At 38.4% G+C, this 22,751-nt stretch carries 14 protein-coding genes, 2 tRNA genes and 3 pseudogenes; 16 read left to right on the top strand and 3 right to left on the bottom strand.

Features of this window, described 5'->3' with window-relative positions:
• Positions 1-99: 99 nt before the first annotated feature.
• The 7 genes and pseudogenes from NW213_RS07295 to NW213_RS07265 form a co-directional block, all read left to right on the top strand.
• A pseudogene (locus tag NW213_RS07295) lies at positions 100-276 on the top strand (GGGtGRT protein); the annotation flags it as partial.
• Between the two features lie 154 nt (positions 277-430).
• Positions 431-712, top strand: a complete 282-nt coding sequence (locus NW213_RS07290; protein WP_154044056.1) for a xenobiotic reductase B — start codon at positions 431-433, stop codon at positions 710-712.
• A gap of 8 nt (positions 713-720) precedes the next feature.
• Positions 721-942, top strand: coding sequence for a hypothetical protein (locus NW213_RS07285; protein ID WP_258322332.1), 222 nt, complete (start codon positions 721-723; stop codon positions 940-942).
• Positions 943-957: 15 nt separating this feature from the next.
• Positions 958-2,763 (top strand): AraC family transcriptional regulator, encoded by a 1,806-nt coding sequence (locus tag NW213_RS07280; protein WP_258322331.1) that lies wholly within the window; start codon positions 958-960, stop codon positions 2,761-2,763.
• A gap of 217 nt (positions 2,764-2,980) precedes the next feature.
• A complete protein-coding gene (locus tag NW213_RS07275) occupies positions 2,981-6,166 on the top strand; it encodes a SusC/RagA family TonB-linked outer membrane protein (protein WP_309148288.1) in 3,186 nt (1,061 codons plus the stop codon).
• A 22-nt stretch (positions 6,167-6,188) separates the two neighbouring features.
• Positions 6,189-7,604, top strand: a complete 1,416-nt coding sequence (locus tag NW213_RS07270; RefSeq protein ID WP_258322329.1) for a RagB/SusD family nutrient uptake outer membrane protein — start codon at positions 6,189-6,191, stop codon at positions 7,602-7,604.
• 9 nt (positions 7,605-7,613) lie between these two features.
• Positions 7,614-8,786: a TlpA disulfide reductase family protein gene (locus NW213_RS07265; protein WP_258322328.1), complete on the top strand. Its 1,173-nt coding sequence runs from the start codon at positions 7,614-7,616 to the stop codon at positions 8,784-8,786.
• A 242-nt stretch (positions 8,787-9,028) separates the two neighbouring features.
• Here the strand turns inward: NW213_RS07265 and NW213_RS07260 are convergent.
• Positions 9,029-9,113 (bottom strand) — tRNA-Ser (locus NW213_RS07260).
• Positions 9,114-9,341: 228 nt separating this feature from the next.
• Between NW213_RS07260 and NW213_RS16985 the strand changes: the two are divergent.
• The 9 genes and pseudogenes from NW213_RS16985 to NW213_RS07220 form a co-directional block, all read left to right on the top strand.
• Positions 9,342-9,791 (top strand): annotated as a pseudogene (locus NW213_RS16985) (protein-disulfide reductase DsbD domain-containing protein); the annotation flags it as partial.
• Positions 9,792-9,905: 114 nt separating this feature from the next.
• Positions 9,906-11,333 (top strand): annotated as a pseudogene (locus NW213_RS07255) (protein-disulfide reductase DsbD family protein); the annotation flags it as partial.
• A gap of 10 nt (positions 11,334-11,343) precedes the next feature.
• Positions 11,344-12,642: a serine dehydratase subunit alpha family protein gene (locus NW213_RS07250; protein WP_258322326.1), complete on the top strand. Its 1,299-nt coding sequence runs from the start codon at positions 11,344-11,346 to the stop codon at positions 12,640-12,642.
• A gap of 47 nt (positions 12,643-12,689) precedes the next feature.
• Positions 12,690-13,343 (top strand): RNA-binding domain-containing protein, encoded by a 654-nt coding sequence (locus NW213_RS07245; RefSeq protein ID WP_258322325.1) that lies wholly within the window; start codon positions 12,690-12,692, stop codon positions 13,341-13,343.
• Positions 13,344-13,371: 28 nt separating this feature from the next.
• Positions 13,372-14,772: a sodium:alanine symporter family protein gene (locus NW213_RS07240; RefSeq protein ID WP_154044065.1), complete on the top strand. Its 1,401-nt coding sequence runs from the start codon at positions 13,372-13,374 to the stop codon at positions 14,770-14,772.
• 132 nt (positions 14,773-14,904) lie between these two features.
• Complete coding sequence (locus NW213_RS07235) at positions 14,905-15,534, top strand: hypothetical protein (protein WP_154044066.1); 630 nt, start codon at positions 14,905-14,907, stop codon at positions 15,532-15,534.
• A 76-nt stretch (positions 15,535-15,610) separates the two neighbouring features.
• Positions 15,611-16,195: a uracil-DNA glycosylase family protein gene (locus NW213_RS07230; RefSeq protein WP_154044114.1), complete on the top strand. Its 585-nt coding sequence runs from the start codon at positions 15,611-15,613 to the stop codon at positions 16,193-16,195.
• A 76-nt stretch (positions 16,196-16,271) separates the two neighbouring features.
• Positions 16,272-16,344 (top strand) — tRNA-Trp (locus NW213_RS07225).
• Positions 16,345-16,473: 129 nt separating this feature from the next.
• Positions 16,474-17,640, top strand: coding sequence for a site-specific integrase (locus NW213_RS07220; RefSeq protein ID WP_258322324.1), 1,167 nt, complete (start codon positions 16,474-16,476; stop codon positions 17,638-17,640).
• Between the two features lie 57 nt (positions 17,641-17,697).
• Here NW213_RS07220 and NW213_RS07215 read toward each other — a convergent pair whose 3' ends face one another.
• Both NW213_RS07215 and NW213_RS07210 read right to left on the bottom strand, forming a co-directional pair.
• A complete protein-coding gene (locus tag NW213_RS07215; RefSeq protein ID WP_258322323.1) occupies positions 17,698-19,428 on the bottom strand; it encodes a hypothetical protein in 1,731 nt (576 codons plus the stop codon).
• The gene (locus NW213_RS07210) at positions 19,425-22,748 is read right to left on the bottom strand and encodes a phage tail tape measure protein (protein WP_258322322.1); all 3,324 of its coding nucleotides are present in this window, start codon (positions 22,746-22,748) and stop codon (positions 19,425-19,427) included. The genes NW213_RS07215 and NW213_RS07210 overlap by 4 nt, the downstream gene beginning before the upstream one ends.
• Positions 22,749-22,751: the final 3 nt, after the last annotated feature.

Genomic DNA, 22,751 nt, shown 5'->3' with positions numbered 1-22,751 from the left:
ATGGATTTCTCTTACAAACGGAATTGCAAATGGAATTTGACCATAATGCAGCCCATTTTTATAATTAGTTCTTTTATTTTATCTATTTGCTCGGTCGCAGCTTCTTACGGTATGACAGATACTATGGGTCGTATGCACTCAGATGCTCAGTTCGCTGGATCTTCATCGGTTCCTGCTCACGTAGAAATGATGGGATTCTTGGGTATCGGTAACAACCCTATGGTAGGATGTACAGTTGCATGTGCAGTTGACGTTGCTACTGCTTTGAATAAGTAATCTATACTTAATCGAATATATAAACTCCTGTAATCTAAATGGTTGCAGGAGTTTTTTTGTCATTTGCCTTAACGTAAATGGAATGCAAATAAATACGCAAATTAGTCTAAAACCATAATTTATACTATCTTTGCAGCATAAATCATTGATAATCATGTGTGAATACGCTGAAATAGAAAAAATCAAACTATCCAACGGAAAGACCATCAAAGAAGTAAATGAAGAAGTACGCAAAGAAGTAGAGCGCATTTACTTGGAAGGATGGGCTAAAGGAATTTCCATACCATTTTGGGATAAAGAAGGAAATTACTATTTAGCAAATCCAGATGGTAGTGAAGATTTGGTAAGCTATGATATAAATACAAGAAGCTATCAAATTATTTCACGAACTGCTGATAAAGGAAAAGGCAGATATGCTTATTTATTAAATAAATAAATAAAGGAATGGAAGCACGTTCAGAATTTACAGTCATAGCAGGTCCTAACGGAGCTGGGAAAAGTAGATTATCCCCTTATTACATTCACTGCAAATCTTTTGATGGCAATTTACTTGCACTCAACTTACGTAAAGAACATCCAGAATGGGAAGAACGGTGGATTGGTGGTACAGTAGCCGGCGAGTTACAAAAACAAATACATCTATTGCACTTCCAATGCAATAAATAAATTTTTAAGAATATCATGCCGAAATCAAGCCCTATACAGATAAGCATAAAATTAAGACTTAAAATAATTATATTTTCCACTATTTGTATCCTGTTGACATGTCAAGCACAAGAAAACATTCTTCCAGCCATACAGCAGCAGGAACAGATATTAAAACGCAATCCAAAAGATGTACGAGTATTAAAAGAACTTTGTTTTTTATATTTACACAAAGCAGATTATCATAAAGTAATAGAATACGGAGAAGAATTATTTCGTATAGGATATGAAAAACAAGATTATGAATATAGCTTGCTGTATGCACATATCGCATTAGGGCAAGCACACGTCATGTTAGGTGATTCGAGCGCAATAAATCATCTCGGGCAAGCATCTTTACTGGGAAAAAGCACCAATAACTATTCGGCTTTATGTTCCGTTTATAATGGAATGGGGTTATATGCCAGTAACATTAACAAAGACTATTATTCTGCCCTGCATTATTTCTTTAAAGGAATAGAAGCGGCCCACAAAAGTGAAAACAGTGAACTTGAAGCTATTCTGCTGGGAAATATCTCCAGTATTTATTTTTTACAAAACAATCCTGAGGGCCTGACTTATGCACTGCAAACTTACGAAATGGGGCATAAACAAAATTCAGCCTATCTTATATTTATCGGTTCATTAAACACTTCATATATGTATTATCTGCGTAAGGAATATGATAAAGCTTTACCGTATATAAAGGAAGCCGAATTTATCATGAACCAGAACGAGTATTACAATCAAGGGAATGTGTACGCAATATACGGCATGATAGAATTTGCTAAAGGGAATAAAAAACAGGCGATTGAATATTACAGAAAAGGATTGTCTCTAAATACCATGAACCAGACATCCTACAAAGTTATTTTACTGAATGAATATGCGATAGCATTAAAGGAAGATGGATACAATAAGCAGGCTATAGATTTACTTCTAAAAGCCTTATCACTCACAAAAGAAGAGAACTGCGCGGTATATAGAAACCAAGTAATCAATACATTGTCTGTCTGTTATGAAAACATGGGACAGTATGCCGAAGCACTTGCCTGGCAACGAAAGTTACAGCAGGAAACAGACAGTATATTCAATATCGATAAAGAAAAAATGCTGAGTGAACTTCGCATAAAGTACGATACAGAACGTCAGGCAAATGAAATACGGGAAGGGAAACTTGTTTTGCTACAGAAAGAAAAAAAGGAACAAGCCCTTCTTTGCGTCCTCTTAGTGATTCTGATTGTCACCTTTACGTTATGGCTTTTGTATAGGAGACAAAACATTTTATATACCAGTATCGTGCGACAGCATCAGGAATCAATCCGCAAGGAAGAACATCTCAAAGCCATAATTAATTCCTTACAGCAGGAACATATAAATACAGCAGCAAGTGTAACTTCTTCTACCAATGAAAAGTATGCGGCCTCTTCATTGAGTAATGAAAAGAAAACTTTACTGTTTCAACGACTGGAAAAACTAATGCAGGAACAAAAGGTATATAAAGAAAACTTATTGACAAAAGAGCGTGTTGCCGACTTACTTGAAACAAACCGCACTTATCTGTCGCAAATAATCAATGAGCAAACACAACAGAATTTTACGCAATACGTCAACAGTTATCGAATTCAGGAGGCTATCCGTTTGCTTAGCGATCCTAAAAATGATATACCATTAAAGGCCGTAGCTTCTGAAGTGGGATTTAATTCCATGAGCACATTCTATAAAATTTTTCAGGATATTGTAGGGATTCCACCAAAACAATATCGCAATAAGGTTATTACCATGCATAAAAAAGAAGGATGAAAAACGTTTTAACAAAAAATCTTCTCCTAAAGTAACAATTGTCGAATTTGAACGCGTATTTAGTATCAATATTATATCTTTTTTTTACATTTTTGCACATGAGCAAAATTCAAGTTTAAATCTATAACCTTAAAAAAAAGATATAAGTATGGAGAAAGTAGCATTACATGAAACTCGTTTCAGAATCCTCTTCCTGCTTTGGCTATGTACGTTTATTATGTTTGTCTGCGAAACTCATGCGCAGGGCAACCGCACAATTCATGGCATTGTAGTGGATGAAAACAACGAGCCGCTGCCAGCAGCTCACGTAAAACAGGTAAATGATGACGCCAAAGGATCTGTTGCAGCTGTCATTACGGATGTTCAGGGACACTTTACACTGACATTTCCATCTGATACAAAAGAGATTGAAGCTTCCTATCTGGGATATAAAACACATCGGGTGAAACTGAATGCCGATAATGATTATTTTATCGTTTTACAGCCTTCATCAGAACTTCTTGATGAGGTAGTCGTAACAGGTTATCAAACCATTTCTAAAGAACGTGCAACAGGAGCATTTTCAAAAGTTGACTCTAAAAAGTTGGAGACACAACGCCTTAGCAATATGGGAGCAATACTCGAAGGCCGTGTTGCAGGATACAGTGATGGAAAAATCCGAGGAGTTACCTCAATGAACGGACTTACTACCCCATTGTACGTAATTGACGGCTTCCCCGTAGAGAAAACAACCAACGATGGTTATGGTAACTGGATAGAAAGTGTACCAGATCTTAATATGGAAGACATTGAGAGCATCACTGTACTAAAAGACGCTGCCGCTACTTCTATTTACGGAGCTCGCGCTGCAAATGGAGTCGTTGTAATCACAACAAAAAGAGCAAAAAAAGACGAGCTTAATGTGTCATTTTCCGCTACACTGACAGTTAATCCTTACGATACGTATGCTGATAAATATCTGGCAGGATCGGCCACGATGATTGAGCTGGAACGTGAATGGGCTGCACAGAACCCCCAACTACATGAAGGTGATGTAAGAAGCTACGCTAATACAGTTTTGGATAACATGTCATATTCAACTCAGGGAATACGCAATATACTAAACTATTATGCCGGGAATATCACTCAAGACCAACTTGAAAGCAATCTGAAAGGACTGGCTTCACAAGGTTACCGTTATTACAAGGATATAGAAAAATACGGCAAACGTAATCCGTTTTCTCAACAATATAACCTGAACATCGGAAAAGGAACAGAGAAAAACACTTTCAACGCATCCGTATCATATCGCCAAAACCAGCTGGAGGATAAGTTCTCAGAAAATAACACTATCGGTATTAATTTGCAGAACTCAACACAAATGACTTCGTGGCTTACTCTGGATGTAGGAACTTACCTGAATTATGGAAAAGGAACCACACAATCATTTAATCTCTTTTCGCCGGGCTATACTTATATGCCTTATGACGGACTGATGAACAGTGACGGTACGTATTATACAAATACAGAAGAAGACCGTTACAGTCTGTACAATCTGAATCTGTTGCACAACAACGGCTTATATAATCTGGACATAACACCGCTGGATGAAATCGGAATGAATCTGACGAAAAGCCGTGATTTCAGCAACCGTACATTCGTCAGACTCACTTTCAAGTTTACCGACTGGCTAAAATACACAGCGTCCTTCCAGTATGAATATGCAGAATATAAAACTGAGCAATTGAAAGGAAAAGACTCTTTTGAGGTGAGAAACATGGTAAATACATTTTCTACATCAAATAATGACGGTACTTCCACATTTGCCTTACCTTATGGCAATGTATTTTTTACATCAGCAAATACAACACATGCTTATAATTTCCGTCAACAGTTGGATTTTAACAAAACAATTGCCGGGAAACACGATATAACCATGATTCTGGGTACGGAAACCAGAGAAAACAAAATGGAATATAACGACCGTACACTCTACAATTATGATCCACAACTGCTGACTTACAGCATGATTAATGCCGGACAACTAAGCAACTTCAATGGGCAATGGGGATATGCGTCCTTTAGCCAACAAAAATTTGCTTACATTCGTGAACTTGTAAACCGTTATGTATCGGTCTATAGCAATGCAGCCTATACTTATGACGGAAAGTACATGGTAAGTGGAAGTATTCGTTGGGACAAAACGAATCTGTTCTCAACCGGTTCCAAATATCAGAAAAGACCTATTTGGTCGGTAGGAGCCGGCTGGAATATTGATCGTGAAGCATTCTTCAATGTTGCATGGATCAACATGCTAAAACTTCGTGCAAGTTATGGTATCGGCGGTAACATTGCAAAGAACTCAGCTCCTTACATGATAGCATATTATAACAATAACAACCAGGTAGGAGGTATTCAGGGTACTATTTCAAGTCGTCCGAATCCCAATTTACGTTGGGAAAAGACTACAACTCTCAATGTAGGAATAGATTTTGCATTGTTAGGTAATCGCCTCAACGGTTCTATTGAATATTACAATAAAAAAGGAACAGACCTTCTTGCCAATACCAATGGCGTACCGACTGAAGGATGGGGATATAGCACATATTCCATCAATAACGGAGAAATGACGAATAAAGGTTTTGAACTGACACTGTCGGGAGATGTTATTCGCAATAACGACTGGAACTGGAATGTAAGCGGTGTATTAGGTTACAACAAAAATAAAGTAACGTATGTAAATGTGAAAGCTCCGGTAGCATATCTGGTAATTGACTACCCTACCGCATATCCACGGGTAGGAAATCCATACAATGCCATTTATGGCTATCAATGGGCAGGATTGAGTGAGACCGGAACTCCGCAAGTATATGACGCAGAAGGAAAATTATATACAGATATGACTCCTTCGGAAATTGAGGACCTCGTTTACCTGGGAACTACCGTACCAATATATAATGGTTCTGTCAGTACAAATCTACGCTGGAAGAACTGGGAACTGGCTGCTCAGTTTCTGTTTGAAGGCGGACATAAAATGCGTAACACAAACACAGCATTTATTTCGTCGGGTATGGGAGTAGTCAGCAAAGACATAGAAAATCGCTGGCGTGAACCTGGTGACGAAGCTCATACTGATATACCACGCTATATATCTACTGAAAGCCCACTATACAACTATAACTACCAAAGTATGTATGCCAACTCCTCTATAAACGTAATTGATGCAACAAACTGGCGTTTAAGAAACCTTTCATTGACCTACCGCATTCCTTCAAAATGGTGTCATAAACTATATCTGAAGAATGCACGTATCATGCTGGGCATGGAGAATGTGTTTACAATGGCCAAAAGCAGCAATGCCAAGTATTTGCTTGGCGGATATACCAAGCCTAACTACCTGTGTGGCGTTTACCTGAATTTCTAACCATTTATATTGCATGACATTTATGACTAAATTTATAAATCTTTTGATTGTACTCACATGCATTATATGCAGTGCATGCAACGATTACTTGAACATACCGCCGAAAGGCTCCAAAATACCAACTACACTGGCTGACTTCGAAGCACTGTTACGAGACCAGTACACAAATGGCCGTACACCTATTTTGAACGCTTTGTATCTGCTGAACGACGTTTACCTGAAAAATGCACAAGTCAACTCACCAAGCCTCAATCGGGCCAACTACATGTGGGATGAGTCTGCCGACCGTATCATGCTGAACAATTCAGATGAAGATACTTATTATGCACTATATGCGACAATATCCAACTGTAACCTGATTGTAGAAAATGCTCCGACGGCCACTGAAGCTACAGACGCAGAACGGAACGAGGTGATAGCATACGCCAAAGTGATACGGTCGCTTTGCTATGATGTCCTGACTAACTATTATGCAGATACCTACGATGCCTCTACTGCCGAAGAAAAGCTAAGTGTACCCCTTATTACAAGTGCCAATATTGATGCACCCTATAAACAGGTTTCTATTCAATATTTGTATGACTTCATGTTGAATGATATTAAAGAAGCCATTGAAATGGGATTACCAGCTCAATCAATGACAGCAATTCATCCTAATTTAGGGGCTGGTTATGCTTTACTTGCCAGGATATATCTGCAAATGCAAAATTATGAAGAAGCATTACGTTATTCCAATTTAGCCTTGCAACAGAACAATCAGCTATATGACTGGAACTCTTTTTACGAAGAACATCAGGCCGCTATTGAAGACCCCGATAACTACGACAAGCTCGCCACCCCTATGCAATATGATTACGTGGAAAACTATTATTTACGCTACGGTGGACAGTCAAACTACGACAGCTATGAATATAATATTCCTGCAGAAAGAGCCGCACGCTTTGAGGATGGAGATGCCAGATTCCTTTCACGCTGGAAACTTAAGGTAGATAATAACGACACATATTATGCGGCTTTGACTTCCGGTTTCTTCAATCATGGAGGACTAACCACATGCGAGGCATATCTCATCAAAGCCGAATGTCAGGCAAGACTAACAACGCAAAATGATTTTACAGAAGCGATGAATACGCTCAATGCAGTACGCGCTACACGCATCCGCCCCGAGATGTATCGTCCTGCAACTGCAAGTACACTTGAGGAAGCTCTTTCTTTAATTCGGGACACTAAAGACAATGAGTTGATATTCTCCATAGTTCCTTTTGCAGATGCCCGTCGTTTTAACAGCGAAGGAAAATACTTACGTAGAATGACAAAAAATTACAATGGAACAGAATATACTCTAAGCCCGACTTCACATTTGTGGACTATGCCTTTCCCAGCCGGCGCTTTGAATAATCCTGGAAACGGAACTATTGAACAGAATGTATCTAAATAAAACCACGTTATGAAAAAGAAAAATCTCTCTTGGATGGCCTTTTTAAGTTTGGCCATGATGGCATGTACAGGTCAGCCTGTAACCGATGGATATGTATTGAAAGGAAGTATTGAAGGATTACCTGATGGAACACATGTACAACTGGTACCAGTGAGCCACGACAACGAAGCCCCAATGGCAGACACAACAGTAACCAATGGACAGTTTATATTTCAAGGAAAAGTGGAAGAACCAAGGGCTGTGCGCCTGATAGTGAAAGATGCCTACGGATGGCGTAGCCTTATTTTGGAAAACACACCAATAGAAATAAGTGGAGCTGTAACTGAACAAGAGACAAACGGTAATCTATCTTACAATCTTTCTGATTTATCAGTTAGCGGTTCGCCACTCAGCACAAAGTATGATTCGTTATTGTCTGCCCGTACTTATTTGGATTCACTGTATGCTGATAATGCACGCAAGTTTGCAGATTACGATAGCATGATGATGAAAGCATACCAGCAGAAGGACCAGAACAGAATTAAGGAGCTACAACAAAGCGAAAGAGGAAAAGCCAGAATGACAGCTGACAAGAAATTCTTTAACATAGTAGATTCTATATATTATCAGACTGTAATGGCTAATAAAGACTCATTCTGGGGACCTTTAATGATGATATCATTTACGAGATATCTAAGCGAAGACATGAAACCATGGTATGAAGCACTTTCTCCATCAGCCAAGCAATCTTACTACGGACAGAAGGTAAAGGAAGAACTCTATCCTGCCGGAAAAGAAGGAACCAAAGTCCCTGAATTTACCGTTAAAGACAAAAACGGAAACGATGTTACTCTTTCTACTTTGCGTCAAGGAAAGAAATATTTACTAATTGATTTTTGGGCATCCTGGTGCAATCCTTGTCGAAAGGAAATACCTAATCTAAAAAAACTATATGCTCAATATAGCGAAAAAGGATTCGAAATTGTCAGTATTTCCATCGACAAGAAAAAAGAAGAATGGGAAAAGGCTTTAAAAGAAGAACAACTTGCTTGGCCTAACTTTTTAGACGAAACAGGTGTAGCCAGCCTTTATAAGGTAAGATTTGTACCGACTACATACTTGATTGATTCAGAAGGTGTAATGATAGGAGAAAACATTTTAGGAGAAGAACTCGCCAATAGGTTAAAAGAACTTCTTCAATAAAATTTAGAAGGAAACCTTTTTGAACAAGACAAATTAAACAATCTTAATTCTGGAACAATATCATCACATTTTAATTATAATTCACTGTTTCTAGTTGGGTAACTTACTATACAAAAAAATAGTTACCCAACAATGGCAGAAATGTGCGTTTTCTATTTTTTTATTTGATATGACTATCTCAATAAATAAGTACAGCATATACAAAAAAAATCCGTCAAGCAATAGCTTAACGGATTTTCATGCGGAGAGACAGGGATTCGAACCCCGGGTACCTCGCGGTACAACGGTTTTCAAGACCGCCGCAATCGACCACTCTGCCACCTCTCCAAAACTCCCTTCGAAGTGCTTTATTTCTCAAAAGCGATGCAAAGGTAGGGATTTTTTTTGAATCTGCAAACTTTTACAGAAAAAATCATTCATTTTTTCTCAAAAAAGGTCTAAACCACCAGTAAAACACATAAAAAATCATATAAGAGAATTAGCAAAATTATAAATCATATAAAAAATACGTATCTTTGCAGAAAAATTATCAACTCTTAATTTTATTGTAAAAAAATGACGAAAAGACTATTGTTCTACTGGCTATTGTCAGTCCTCTTAGCCTTACCGGCTCTAGCTCAAATACAAGAGCCAATAAAATTTAAAACTGAATGGAAACAAAATTCAGACAGTGAGGCTGAAATTATTTTCAATGCCACAATTGATAAAGGATGGCATGTCTATTCAACAGAATTAGAAGAAGGTGGTCCGATTTCCGCATCTTTCAACATTGATCAAATCCAAGGAGCTGAAACTATAGGTAAACTGACTCCTGTTGGAAATGAGATAAACGAAATGGATCCTATTTTCGGTATGAAAGTAAGATATTTCAAAGATAAGGCTACATTCATACAGAAAATAAAAATAACAGATAAGAACTATAGTATTAAAGGTTATCTGGAATACGGTGCATGTAATGATGAAAATTGCCTCCCTCCTACCAGCGTGGATTTCAGCTTTAACGGAACAAGTACAAGTCCTGCTACAGCAAGTGAAAGTAAAGAAGATATTACAAATAATGCGGGTGGCAGCTCTGAAATAAGCATGACTCCTCTAAAAATTGCTTCATCTGAAAAAACTGACTATTGGAAACCTGTAATCAATGAACTTAACAGCTTCGGCGAGCATGCTGGAGAAGAATCAATGTCGTGGATATATATATTCCTGACAGGTTTGGCCGGAGGTCTTCTTGCACTGTTCACTCCTTGTGTATGGCCTATAATACCTATGACAGTAAGTTTCTTCCTCAAACGTACTAAGGACAAGAAGAAAGGAATACGCGACGCATGGACATACGGTGCTTCAATAGTAGTTATATATCTTACCCTTGGACTTGCCATCACACTTATTTTCGGCGCTAGTGCCCTTAACGCATTATCAACTAATGCTGTATTCAATATACTTTTCTGTCTGATGCTTCTTGTTTTTGCCGCATCATTCTTCGGAGCTTTCGAAATAACACTTCCTTCAAAATGGAGCAATGCAGTTGACAGCAAGGCAGAACAGACAACAGGTCTGTTAAGCATATTCCTCATGGCATTCACATTGTCACTTGTATCATTCTCTTGTACAGGTCCTATAATCGGTTTCTTGCTGGTAGAAGTTTCTACTACTGGCAGCGTTATTGCACCTGCCATAGGTATGCTTGGTTTCGCCATAGCTCTTGCCTTACCGTTCACACTCTTCGCCCTATTCCCGTCATGGCTTAAATCAATGCCTAAATCAGGTGGATGGATGAATGTCATCAAAGTGACATTAGGTTTCCTTGAACTGGCTTTCGCACTGAAATTCCTTTCTGTAGCCGATCTTGCATATGGATGGAGAATACTTGACCGCGAGACATTCCTTGCATTGTGGATTGTTATATTCGGTCTGCTTGGTATGTATCTGTTGGGTAAAATCAAATTCCCGCACGACGATGATGACCAGAAAGTAAGTGTACCGAGATTTTTCATGGCGCTTATATCACTGTCATTTGCCATATATATGATTCCTGGTCTTTGGGGTGCACCTCTAAAGGCTGTCAGTGCTTTTGCTCCACCTATGCAGACACAGGATTTCAACTTATATAAAAATGAAGTACATGCAAAATTCACAGATTATGAAGCAGGTATGGAATACGCACGTATGAATAATAAACCTGTAATGCTAGACTTCACAGGATATGGATGCGTAAACTGCAGAAAGATGGAACTGGCAGTTTGGACAGACCAGAATGTAAGCAAACTGTTGACAGAAGATTATGTACTTATCACACTATACGTTGACGACAAGACTAAATTGGCTGAGCCTATTACTGTAACAGAAAACGGTAAGGAACGTACATTGCGTACTGTAGGCGACAAGTGGAGCTATCTGCAACGTTCTAAGTTCGGAGCAAACGCCCAACCTTTCTACGTATTGGTTGACAATGAAGGTATGCCTCTGAACAAATCATATTCTTACGATGAGGATATTAAACTTTATATAGATTTCCTCGAAACAGGATTAAAGAACTACAAAAAATAAAAATCCGAAAATGATTTCAAAATCAGAAAGAGAGCAAATAATAGCACTCATAAAAAAAGAAGTAGTCCCGGCAATAGGTTGTACAGAACCTATTGCTGTGGCTCTTTGTGTAGCAAAAGCCACTGAGACACTAGGTGAAAGACCTAAAAAGATTTCTGTACTTCTAAGTGCTAACATACTAAAAAATGCCATGGGGGTAGGAATACCCGGCACCGGTATGATAGGTCTTCCGATAGCCATAGCACTGGGGGCAATCATAGGAAAATCGGAATACCAGCTTGAAGTCTTGAAAGACTGTACTCCAGAGGCTGTGGAAGAAGGTAAAAAAATGATTGAATCGCAGACTATAGACATTAGTCTGAAGTATGGAATAGAAGAGAAACTTTATATTGAAGTGAAATGTTCATCTGATAAAGGCGAAGCAACAGCAATAATAAGCGGCGGACACACACACTTCATATATGTAAGCAAGAACGAGGAAATACTTCTGAATGAAAAAGTTTCAGAAAACAATGAAACAAACGAGGAAGAACTAAACCTCAACCTATACAAGGTTTACGAATTTGCCACAACTGCCCCTCTTGATGAAATACGATTCATACTTGAGTCAAAACGACTGAACAAGCAGGCAGCTGAACGCTCTCTTAACGGACATTATGGACATGAATTAGGTAAAACCCTGATGGAATGCAAAAACGAGAGAGAGATAATGGGTAACAATACCTTCACTCATATCTTGTCTTATACATCGGCCGCTTGCGACGCCAGAATGGCAGGAGCGATGATTCCAGTAATGAGTAATTCAGGCAGTGGCAACCAGGGTATAGCAGCCACTCTACCTGTTGTAGTTTATGCGGAAGACAACAACAAGTCTGAAGAGAAACTTATACGTGCACTTGTCCTGAGTCATCTTTCTGTTATATATATAAAACAAAGCCTTGGTCGCCTTTCAGCATTGTGCGGATGTGTAGTTGCAGCCACAGGAAGCAGTTGCGGAATAACATATCTGATGGGGGGAAAATACAAACAGATAGTATATGCTGTACAGAACATGATTGCAAACCTCACAGGAATGATTTGCGACGGTGCAAAGCCTAGTTGCGCACTGAAAGTAACAAGTGGAGTATCAACTGCGGTATTCTCTGCCATAATGGCTATGGAAGAAAAGTGTGTGACATCTGTAGAAGGTATCATTGAAGACAACGTAGATCTAAGTATAAGAAACCTCACAAGAATAGGCTCTGTAGGTATGAACGAGACAGATAAGGTTGTACTCGACATAATGACACATAAAACATGTGAATACTAAAAATACATTAATACACCACACACAAGCGCAAGACTAAACGAAATATTATGCTCCCTACTGACGAATACTATATCCAAAAACTGATAGACGAAGGAGAACATGTCCATCAGGATTTTAAATTCGCTATTTCGGATGCAAGAAAAATAGCCAAAAGCATATCCGCCTTCTCGAATACGGAAGGCGGAAGGCTGTTGGTTGGAGTAAAAGACAACGGCAAAATAGCCGGTGTACGCTCAGAAGAAGAAATATACATGATAGAGGCTGCAGCCAAAATGTACTGCACCCCTGAAGTCAACATATCAAACAAAATATTCAGAGTCCAAGGTAAAGATGTTCTGGAAGTCAGCATAGAAGAAAGCAAAAACAAGCCTGTTTGTGCAATTGACGAGAACAATAAGCCATGGGCTTACGTTAGAATAAATGACGAGAATATTCTTGCCGACACTGTTTTCCTAAACAGATGGAAACACAACAAACAGGAAGAAAAGGTAATTGTAACATACTCTGAAAGGGAAAAATATCTTCTTGATATCCTGTCAAAAAACAAGGAACTTACATTAAACCAATGCAGCAGACTCTCAAGAATTCCACGTATAACAACAAGCAGATTACTGGCCGATTTCATACGCTTTGATTTAGTGGAACAAATCTTCAGAGAGCACACATTCTATTTCAGACTTAAAGAAGAAAATACAAAATAATATGCATTTTTAAATTCAAGGAACAAACATGAATTTCATTACAGAATTAATAAACCAGGCTAATTATATACTTTGGACATACATACTTGTGGCTATGTTGCTAGGATGTGCCCTATGGTTCAGTTTCAAGACCAGGTTTGTACAGTTCAGAATGATATCTGAAATGGTAAGACTCCTAGGCGATTCAACAGCAAAAATTGACGGTCACGAGAAACATATATCTTCCTTTCAGGCATTTACAATATCTTTGGCAAGCCGAGTCGGAACCGGAAATCTGGCAGGAGTTGCAACTGCTATAACCGTAGGAGGCCCTGGAGCTATATTCTGGATGTGGGTAATAGCATTGCTTGGTGCAAGCAGCGCTTTCGTTGAATCTACTTTAGCACAACTTTTTAAGGTGAGAAGCAAACATTCATACATTGGCGGACCTGCCTATTATATGGAAAAAGGTCTTAAAAAAAGATGGATGGGAGTAATTTTCGCCATACTGATAACCATCACATTCGGTTTCGCATTCAACTCCGTACAGAGTAACACTATATGCGCCGCTTTCGACAGTGCATTCAACATTCCTCCTATATATATGGGAATAGGAATTACGATACTTACTATCATTATTATATTCGGGGGCGTACATTGGATAGCCAATGTCAGCAGTATCCTTGTTCCTATAATGGCTCTTGGATATATAATTCTTGCATTATATATAGTGATAAGCAATATTACCCATCTTCCTGACATCTTCGGTATAATAATAAAGAACGCTTTTGGCTTTGAGCAAGCCTTAGGAGGAGGTATAGGCGCGGCATTAATGCAAGGCATTAAACGAGGATTGTTCAGCAACGAAGCCGGAATGGGTTCTGCGCCTAATGCAGCAGCTACAGCACACGTCACCCACCCTGCCAAACAAGGTTTCATTCAAGCCCTTGGAGTTTTCACGGACACGCTGCTCATCTGCACATGTACTGCATTTATAATTCTTTTCAGTGGGAAACATTTCAACACTGACCTTGACGGAATACAGCTCACACAAGCTGCACTGAACAGCCAGATAGGTAACATTGGAAGCACATATATAGCAATAGCGATACTGTTCTTTGCATACAGCAGCATTCTAGGCAACTATTATTACGGTGAGGCCAACATAAGGTTCATCACCAAAAGAAAAGAAGTTATACATATATATAGAATACTTGTAGGCGGAATGGTGTTTTTCGGTTCTATAGCAAGTCTAAAATTTGTATGGAGCCTTGCAGACGTCACAATGGCACTGATGGCTATATGTAATCTGATAGCAATCATTATGCTTGGCAAATATGCATTCAGACTACTTGATGACTATCTGACACAAAAGAAAAACGGAATAAAAAGCCCAGTCTTTTCTAAAGATAAGATGAAAGACATTGAGGAAGATATCACTTGTTGGTGATATTCTGTTGCAATTTCAACGAAACAATATAATTAGAATACACAGTTAACAGATACATTGGAAACAATAGTGTTCAAAATCAATTTATTTCCGTATATTTGCACCAGTAAAAAATAAATAACATTTAAATATATGAGCATATTTTCAAAACTATTCGGGAAAAAAAATGCCGAAAATGCAGAAGAACCTGTAAGAGTAGGTGGAATGGAAGATTTTATGACCCTTATACGTGTGTATTACCAAGCCGTAATGGCATCACAGATGGGCATAAGCAATATAAACTTTTTGCCTGACTTGGCAGTATTCAAACGTACACTTAAAGTACCTACTCAAAACAACAAGCTTGGTATTGCAGAAAAATCACGCTGCAAAAAAATGCTTATTGATATTTACGGGTTGAATGACGGTTTCTTTAAGGAAATAGATGCATCAGTAAAGAAGAACTGTAAAAACGTAAACGACATCAAATCATACCTGTTCATGTTCCAAGGTTTCAGCCAAGACCTGATGATGGTTATCGGTAATTTGATGCAATGGAAATTCCGTATGCCTAGCCTTCTGAAAAAGATGCTTCGCAACATGACAGAAAAAGCCATAAACGATATACTTACGAAAACAGACTGGAAAGACGATGGAGTACGTAAGACTTGTAATAATATCCGTCAATACAAACACGCATTAGGATATTCACAAGAATGGATGAATGATTATGTATATAACATTGTCCTTCTGGCTAAGAAAGAGCCAAAACCAAAAGCATAAGATTAAATATAGAACGAACTATAGGCGGAGTTGGTAAATCATAAGCAATCAACCCCGCCTTAATATTATAGGTATGATGACAAACCCTAAAGACATTGAACAACATCCGTTGGAACCATTCCTTCCGGCCAATGCCTCAATACTTATGTTAGGAAGTTTTCCACCTCAACGTAAAAGATGGAGTATGGATTTCTTCTACCCTAACCTCCAGAACGATATGTGGAGAATATTCGGTTACATTTTCTTCAACGATAAAGAACATTTTCTTACTGAAGACAAAAAAGCATTCAACAAAGAGCAACTTGAATCATTCCTAACAGAAAAAGGTATTGCATTATATGATACAGCTACAGCAGTAATAAGACTTCAGGACAATGCTTCTGACAAATTTCTGGAAGTTGTAGAAGCAACAGATATCGAACTACTGTTAAGACAGCTGCCGAAATGCAAAGCCATAATCACAACAGGACAAAAGGCTACAGATATTATATGCGAATATTTTTCTGTCAAACAACCATCCATAGGCAACAAAACAGAAATATTATTCCACGACAGAAAGCTTCTGCTGTATAGAATGCCATCATCCAGTAGAGCATATCCATTAAAGCTGGAAAAAAAATCAGAACTATATCGTCAGGCTTTCAATGACTTAGATATTTAGAACAAAATATTTTCATTTTTTATTTCATTAAAGGCTTGCCAATATAAAAAAAAGTACTACCTTTGCACACGCAAACACGGGAATAGCTCAGTTGGTAGAGCATCGGTCTCCAAAACCGAGTGTCGGGAGTTCGAGCCTCTCTTCCCGTGCAGAAGTAAAAAGCTGTAACTCAATAAGTTGCAGCTTTTGCTGTTTTAGAGGTCGGACAAATGTCGGACACGAATTTTCTGAATGTCAAACCGTATTACGCTTTCGAACTCGAAAAACGTAATAAAAAAATGTTTTCATCAAGAAAGAAAAGCGCATCGATTTTTAGCATTATTTCGTACACTGAACCAAAACTTCACACTGGTAAAACATGGTATATTGACTTCAAGTCATACGATCCTGTCGAGCAAAAAATGAAAAGAAAGAAGTATATGCTTGATGGAATACCTAAAGTTACCGACCGTCGTCGTCGTGCAAACGAAATCATCACAAACCTTAATATTAAGCTCCGTTCCGGCTGGAACCCGTGGGCTGATGTCGAGAATTCCAGACAATACACACCGTATATAGATATTATGCGTAGGTATCATATATATCTAGAGAAATTGTATGCTGCAGGAACAATAAAAGAGAACACCATCAAGGATTATGAGAAACGTCTGAGAGTGTTTGAAGAATACACTTCTAAACGTATTCCGGCAATAGTCTATGCCTACCAGATAGACCAATCTTTCATCTCCGATTTTCTTGACTATGTGCTGTTAGACCGTGATTCATCAGCCAGAACCAGGAATAACTATCGTACATGGCTATCATCAGTCTGCAATTGGATGATGGAAAAGCAGTACCTGGTAAAGAATCCGGTTGAAAACATCCGTATGCTGCAGGAAGATGAGAAGAAACGCTCTGCCCTATCGTCTGCAGACATACAGAAGCTAAAGAAATATCTCAAGAAAGAGAATCAACACTTCCTGTTCTTATGCCAGTTCGCGTATTATACCTTCATCCGTCCGGACGAAATAACCAATATAAAACTATCTGATATCTATCTGAAGGAACAGAAGGTCTTTATAGCTTCGAGCATAAGCAAGAACCGCAAGGATGGCATGGTAGGTCTTAATGACAAGCTCATCAAGACAATGCTTGACCTTGATATCTTTAAAAATCCCGGTGATTATTATCTATTCGGTAAAGGGTTCAAGCCATCAAAGGAAAAAGTCACCACAAAGGTTTACAGGAATTACTTTAACAAGGTACGTGAAAAACTGAAATTTCCAGACAGCTATCAATTCTATTCCCTGAAGGATTCCGGAATACGTGATTTGGCAAATGCTGAAGGAATTGTCATCGCGCGTGACCAGGCTCGCCATGCTGACGTATCTACTACAAATAAATATCTCAAAGGTACCAATATGACTGTTCATGAGGAAACCAAGCATTTTGAGGGTGAGTTCTAAAAAAATGTGGTACTGCGTTTCCCAACGGAGTACCACGAAATAACCGATATGAGAATATCATTCAACAAGATAGAAAATACCTTCAGCTACCTTATCCAATCCCTTTGGAGTTATAGTATATCGTATTTCTTTGCAGAAATATTTTTTGTTCCGTATTACAAAGATCTGTCGTAAATCATAAGTTTTATTTGTTATAAACTTAAAGCTGTATTCTATTGAAGTGTCTATTTTCTCATCATTCTGATAATATGACATCAGACCTGTGTCACCGCTAAATGACAATGTATGATTCATATTAACATGAGTTGGCATAGCTTCTTCTCTTGGATTATATTCATCAATAAAATAATGATCTACATAAGAACATGGAAAATCATAATTTGATAATTGATATTTACCATTGATCATTACAGTGACTTTCTGCATACCGTAATAAATTCCAATATATATCCTATCAGGGATATAACTTTCAATCTTAGCATTTCCGTTAATCAGGTCTGTAATACCAACTTTCTCTTCAGACTGATTTATATCAGTAATACTCTTTACGGCCGGACACGTACCAGACATACCATCATAGTTCCATATTTCAGCTCTACCAATATCAGCAGGTACAATTTTGAATGTTGTTTTATTTTCTATATCATTATTTCCTCCATCTGCAAATCTGTTTACCACTCTTAATGTCAGATACTCCTGTTGCGTTGTATCATAATTGACTAACTTAACCATTGCATAATCTATACCATATTTATCAGAATGAATAAGGTATGGATTATCGTAATAAGTCTGATAATTAGCCGGATCAACATTCTCGCTTGAACTTACATTAACAACAGTGGAAAGTGGTTTTACATTTTCGTCAAGACGAAAATACTTATATATATCCTTACTAGGAAAGTCATAAGATACAGCATCATAGTTATAAGCATAATCTACATCAGGATCATAAACTTTTTCAATATTATCATCAAGCACATCATCTATATATATGATGCTTGAAAAATCAAAATAGGATGATCGCTTGTATATATTATAGATACCGGTAAACTTATCTACTACTATAATGCAATGAAGGTATTTTTCGATTTCATCAAAAAACTCATTAACAGTCCAATCCGGAAGTATTTCCTGCGGTTTTAATTCTGGACGAGTATTAACTATAAATACACGTTGCCAAAAATAATCCTCTATATAATCTCTTCCTTTAACGAAACCTAGTTTCTCGATAATATTTTCAAGGATGTACAAAAGGTAATATTGAGGAACCATGCTTGTATCATGATTAAATACCGGTGCATTATTTCTTAGATCCAAACCATTAACATAGTTATTATAGTATGTCTTGTAAGCTACTACAGGTGTATAAACAGCATGATGAGTTTTAGATGTACCATATAATGATTGAACAGCTTCATCGTCACTGTAGTTCACATCGTCTATTTCAATCTCCCTTATGCGCTGTTCTCCATTATAATTGAGCTGAGAATTACCGGCTAAAATCTGAATTTTTGCTGTGTAATTATCAACAGAAAGAACAACTTCTATTCCATGAATCAATTCGAAAGCTCCTGCAGTAATTACAGCAGTGCGGTTATTAATCTTGGTTGTAACGTCAGAACGCTGTATATTTTTATAAATCTGTCTGTTCTGAGGGACTCGAAGATCTATATCTATATCATAGGTATATTCCCCATTCCTGGTGAAATAAGGATTCTCCGTAATAAGTTCAAGCTCGAACTGTTCCGGAAGAACTACTTCCTGGCCATCTATGAATAATCGTGTCATAATCTTATTCTCCTTGATGCGTTATTCTTCATTTTAGTTACAAGATCCTGTGCTTCGTTGATACCCATTTTGCCTGTAGCCTTGGTATAAGTATATATCGGTTCGTTCAGTCGCTTGTTGAGAGCACCCATAACTTTTACAGCCTCGAGCATGACAGCAGACATACCGTTATCTACAGGTGCAGCCTGCTGATAATAGGTATTGTTTGTTGTCGAGCTGACACCGGAAAGAACAGCCGAAACATCTTTGGCAGTCAAGCTGCCAATGGTGTTGTTCTTTTGTGCGCGGTCAATCAAGTCAAGGACTGGGCGAACAGAAGGGTTGCTGACTGCATAGCGGTTGGCAACGAACTCACCGGCATGTACAATACCTTTAGGTTCATCGTGCTTGCCGTAACCGGTATAACCGCCAGATTCGAATCCGTTTATTGCAGCTTTGGCAGTTTCGAATGCTGCAGTAATCAAGGCTGTTTTTGCAGCAGCAGCTGCCAAAGCACCAAAAACATTTATACCACCTTCAGCCAAAGCTGACATAGTTGATTCTGCTATATATGCAATCATTGTTTTTTTCAACGTGTCAAGAATAAGAACAAGAGTAGCTTTCATAAAATCGCCCAATGACGCTTCAGAGTCTGTTAACATCTCTGCAAAAACCTCACCGAACTGCTGACCAATACCTTGTGCAAATGATATTTGCTCTTTAAGTTTAGCCTGATACTCATCATAATTACGCTTGGAACGTTCAAGTCCTTCTTTTTGTTTCTTATTCATTATCTCAGCCTTCTTTTCTTCTGAAATCTCTGTTGATGCAAGAACCTGATTATAAAATTCATCCTGAATATCTAGCAGTTGTTGCTTATATTCTTTCTCTGAAGTCAAACCTTCATAATGACTACGTGTTGCACTTTCAATTTTGAGTTGTGCTTCTTTCTCAAGTTTTGAGAAAGCAATATCAGAGTTTTCTTCTTTCTCCTGTTCATCCAGTTGCTTACATTGTTCTTTATATTGAATCTGCATCTCGAGCAGCTTATCCTGAATCTGTCTTCGCTTCTCAGGCTCCAAACCAACAATTTCAAGCATCTTCTCGAGATGCTGACGCTCGAGGTCTTCAGACAATGCCTGGTAATCCTTCTGAGTCATTGTGTCAGAATTGATATATGACTTTTTGAGTTGGGATAACTCTTCGTAATATCTTTCTGTTTCTGCTTTTGTGGCAACCTCTACTGCTGAAGGCTTGTCTTTATTATCATCAACAGTTGCAATTACATTATCTTTAACAGGTTCAGGATCTTTTATTGATGAAATAATATTCTTCAAAGTTTCTTTGCGTTTAAGAAGATATTCAAGTTCATCTGCCTTTTCTTCAGCCTGATTACTCAATGATTTAAGTAATGCCTGACGCTGAGATTCATCAACATCATTTCTTTCCATGATAATCTTCTTCTGCTCAGCATAGTACTTTTGATATGCGATTGTTTCTTTCGTGAGTTTATCTTCAACATTTGCAAGTTCTGTCTGAGCATCCTGTTTCAACGTCTGTTTCTGGCGGTCATTGAGATTATTAATATTCTTGTATCTATCCTCGATGTCCTGATATCTCTTCAACTCATCATTAGTACGCTGTAATTCTTCGTTATATCTGCGTTGAGCTTCAGTTGCTTTATCTGTGTTTGGTACAAGTTTAGTAATTAAATACGTACCTAACGCTGTTATACCACCTATTATGAGTCCAGCCGGATTCAATTTTAGCACTTTATTGAATGCTGCAGTAGATGTAGTAGCAACTTTAGTCCATGTGTCATAAAGTTTGGTCTTAATTGTTGCTGCATTAACAGCAATAGTATATGCACCTATAGCTGCAGTACTCGTTATTATTACAGTACGATATTCTATTGCAAAATCAATTAGCTTAGGAAGTACAGTAATGATTTTAGTAGTAAGACTACTCAATGTCATTATTGAAGGATTCAATCTTTCAGCCAGTTCTATACCTGCTTCTTTAATAGCATTTTTATGCTGCTCGAGTTTTGCCCGGTTTGTGTCTGAGTTGATGGCTGCTTGTTCTACTGCGATATTTGTATTTGTAACCGCCTGAGTATATCTATCTACAGCATCAACATTTTGTATCAAAATGGATGCTGCAGTATATGCTTCTTCACCAAACATCTTCTGTATGTCACCTGCAGTCATACCCTTTTTATTCAAGTTCTCGAGTGCAGTCTGGAGCCCGACAACTTTAGGATTAGTTTCATCCGGACCGGTTTGCAGTACCAGGAAGAATTTACGCAAAGCAGTACCAGCGACCTCTGCTTCCACACCTTTTTCGGCAAGAGTCTGAATAGTTCCCTGAAACTGTTCTATACTGACACCAGCTGAAGCTGCAGCTACACCTGCATTCTTGATTGTAGCCGCCTGTGCAGAAACATCAGCCGCACCCTCTTTTGAGCCTGCAGCAAGGACATTCACGTACTTAGCCGCCTGATCAGCAGACTCACCATACATATTCAGTGAAATGGTAGTTGCTGTAACAGCATCCTTCAGGTCAATTTTTGCAGCTGCAGCCAATCGCATGGCTTCAACCGTTACTGCATTAAGTGCCTCTTTATTACCAAGAAGTTCCGGTTTCTTAGAACCGATAAGCATATACGCCTGTAGGATTTCGTCAGATGACTGGCGGATACGAAGGCCTGACTCTTCCATAGAGGTAGAAAGAATCTCAGCCTGGCGAGTCAGCCACTGGATAGAATCGTCATCAAGACCGGTAAGAGCTTTCAGTTCTGCCTGGGCTTCTTCCTTATCATCACGGTTACTGCGTAACTTATTAATCGTAAACGACACACCGGTCAATGCTGCAGCACCAGTCGCAATCATACCGCCCCATTTGGTGATACCATTGTTCATGCGTTCAAGCCATGAAGTAGTTTCCATGGTTTCCATCTTGATTTTCTGGAGTTCAGCAGTAACAAGTTTGGCCTGTTGCTGGTACATCTTCCACTCTGCAGAACCTCTCTTTATGTATCCACTGTTTAGCTGCTTATTGATAGCTGTCAGTGTAGCACGAAGTTCTTTAGGTGTTGCCTTGTCTAGATTATTCATAACCTCTGTCAAGGCAGTAGTATCTCTTTTGAGTGTCTTTATCTGAGCTTCTGTTTTTCGAAGTTCAGAAGTCACCTGCTTAATCTTGGATTTATCACCAGCATTGTAGGCTTCGGCCAACTCCTTCTTTAGTCCTGAGGCTATGCCTTCAAGACTTTTGAGTTCCTGTTTGGCTTCTTCACCATTCACCTTAACCTCGACGGTAGCCGTTTCGTTAATAGCCATATC

The organism is Bacteroides sp. ET336 (assembly GCF_024733815.1).
Classification (GTDB): Bacteria; Bacteroidota; Bacteroidia; order Bacteroidales; family Bacteroidaceae; genus Phocaeicola; species Phocaeicola cellulolyticus.
Note: the sequence above shows the minus strand (reverse complement) of the source record. Positions and strands in the feature narration are given on the sequence as shown.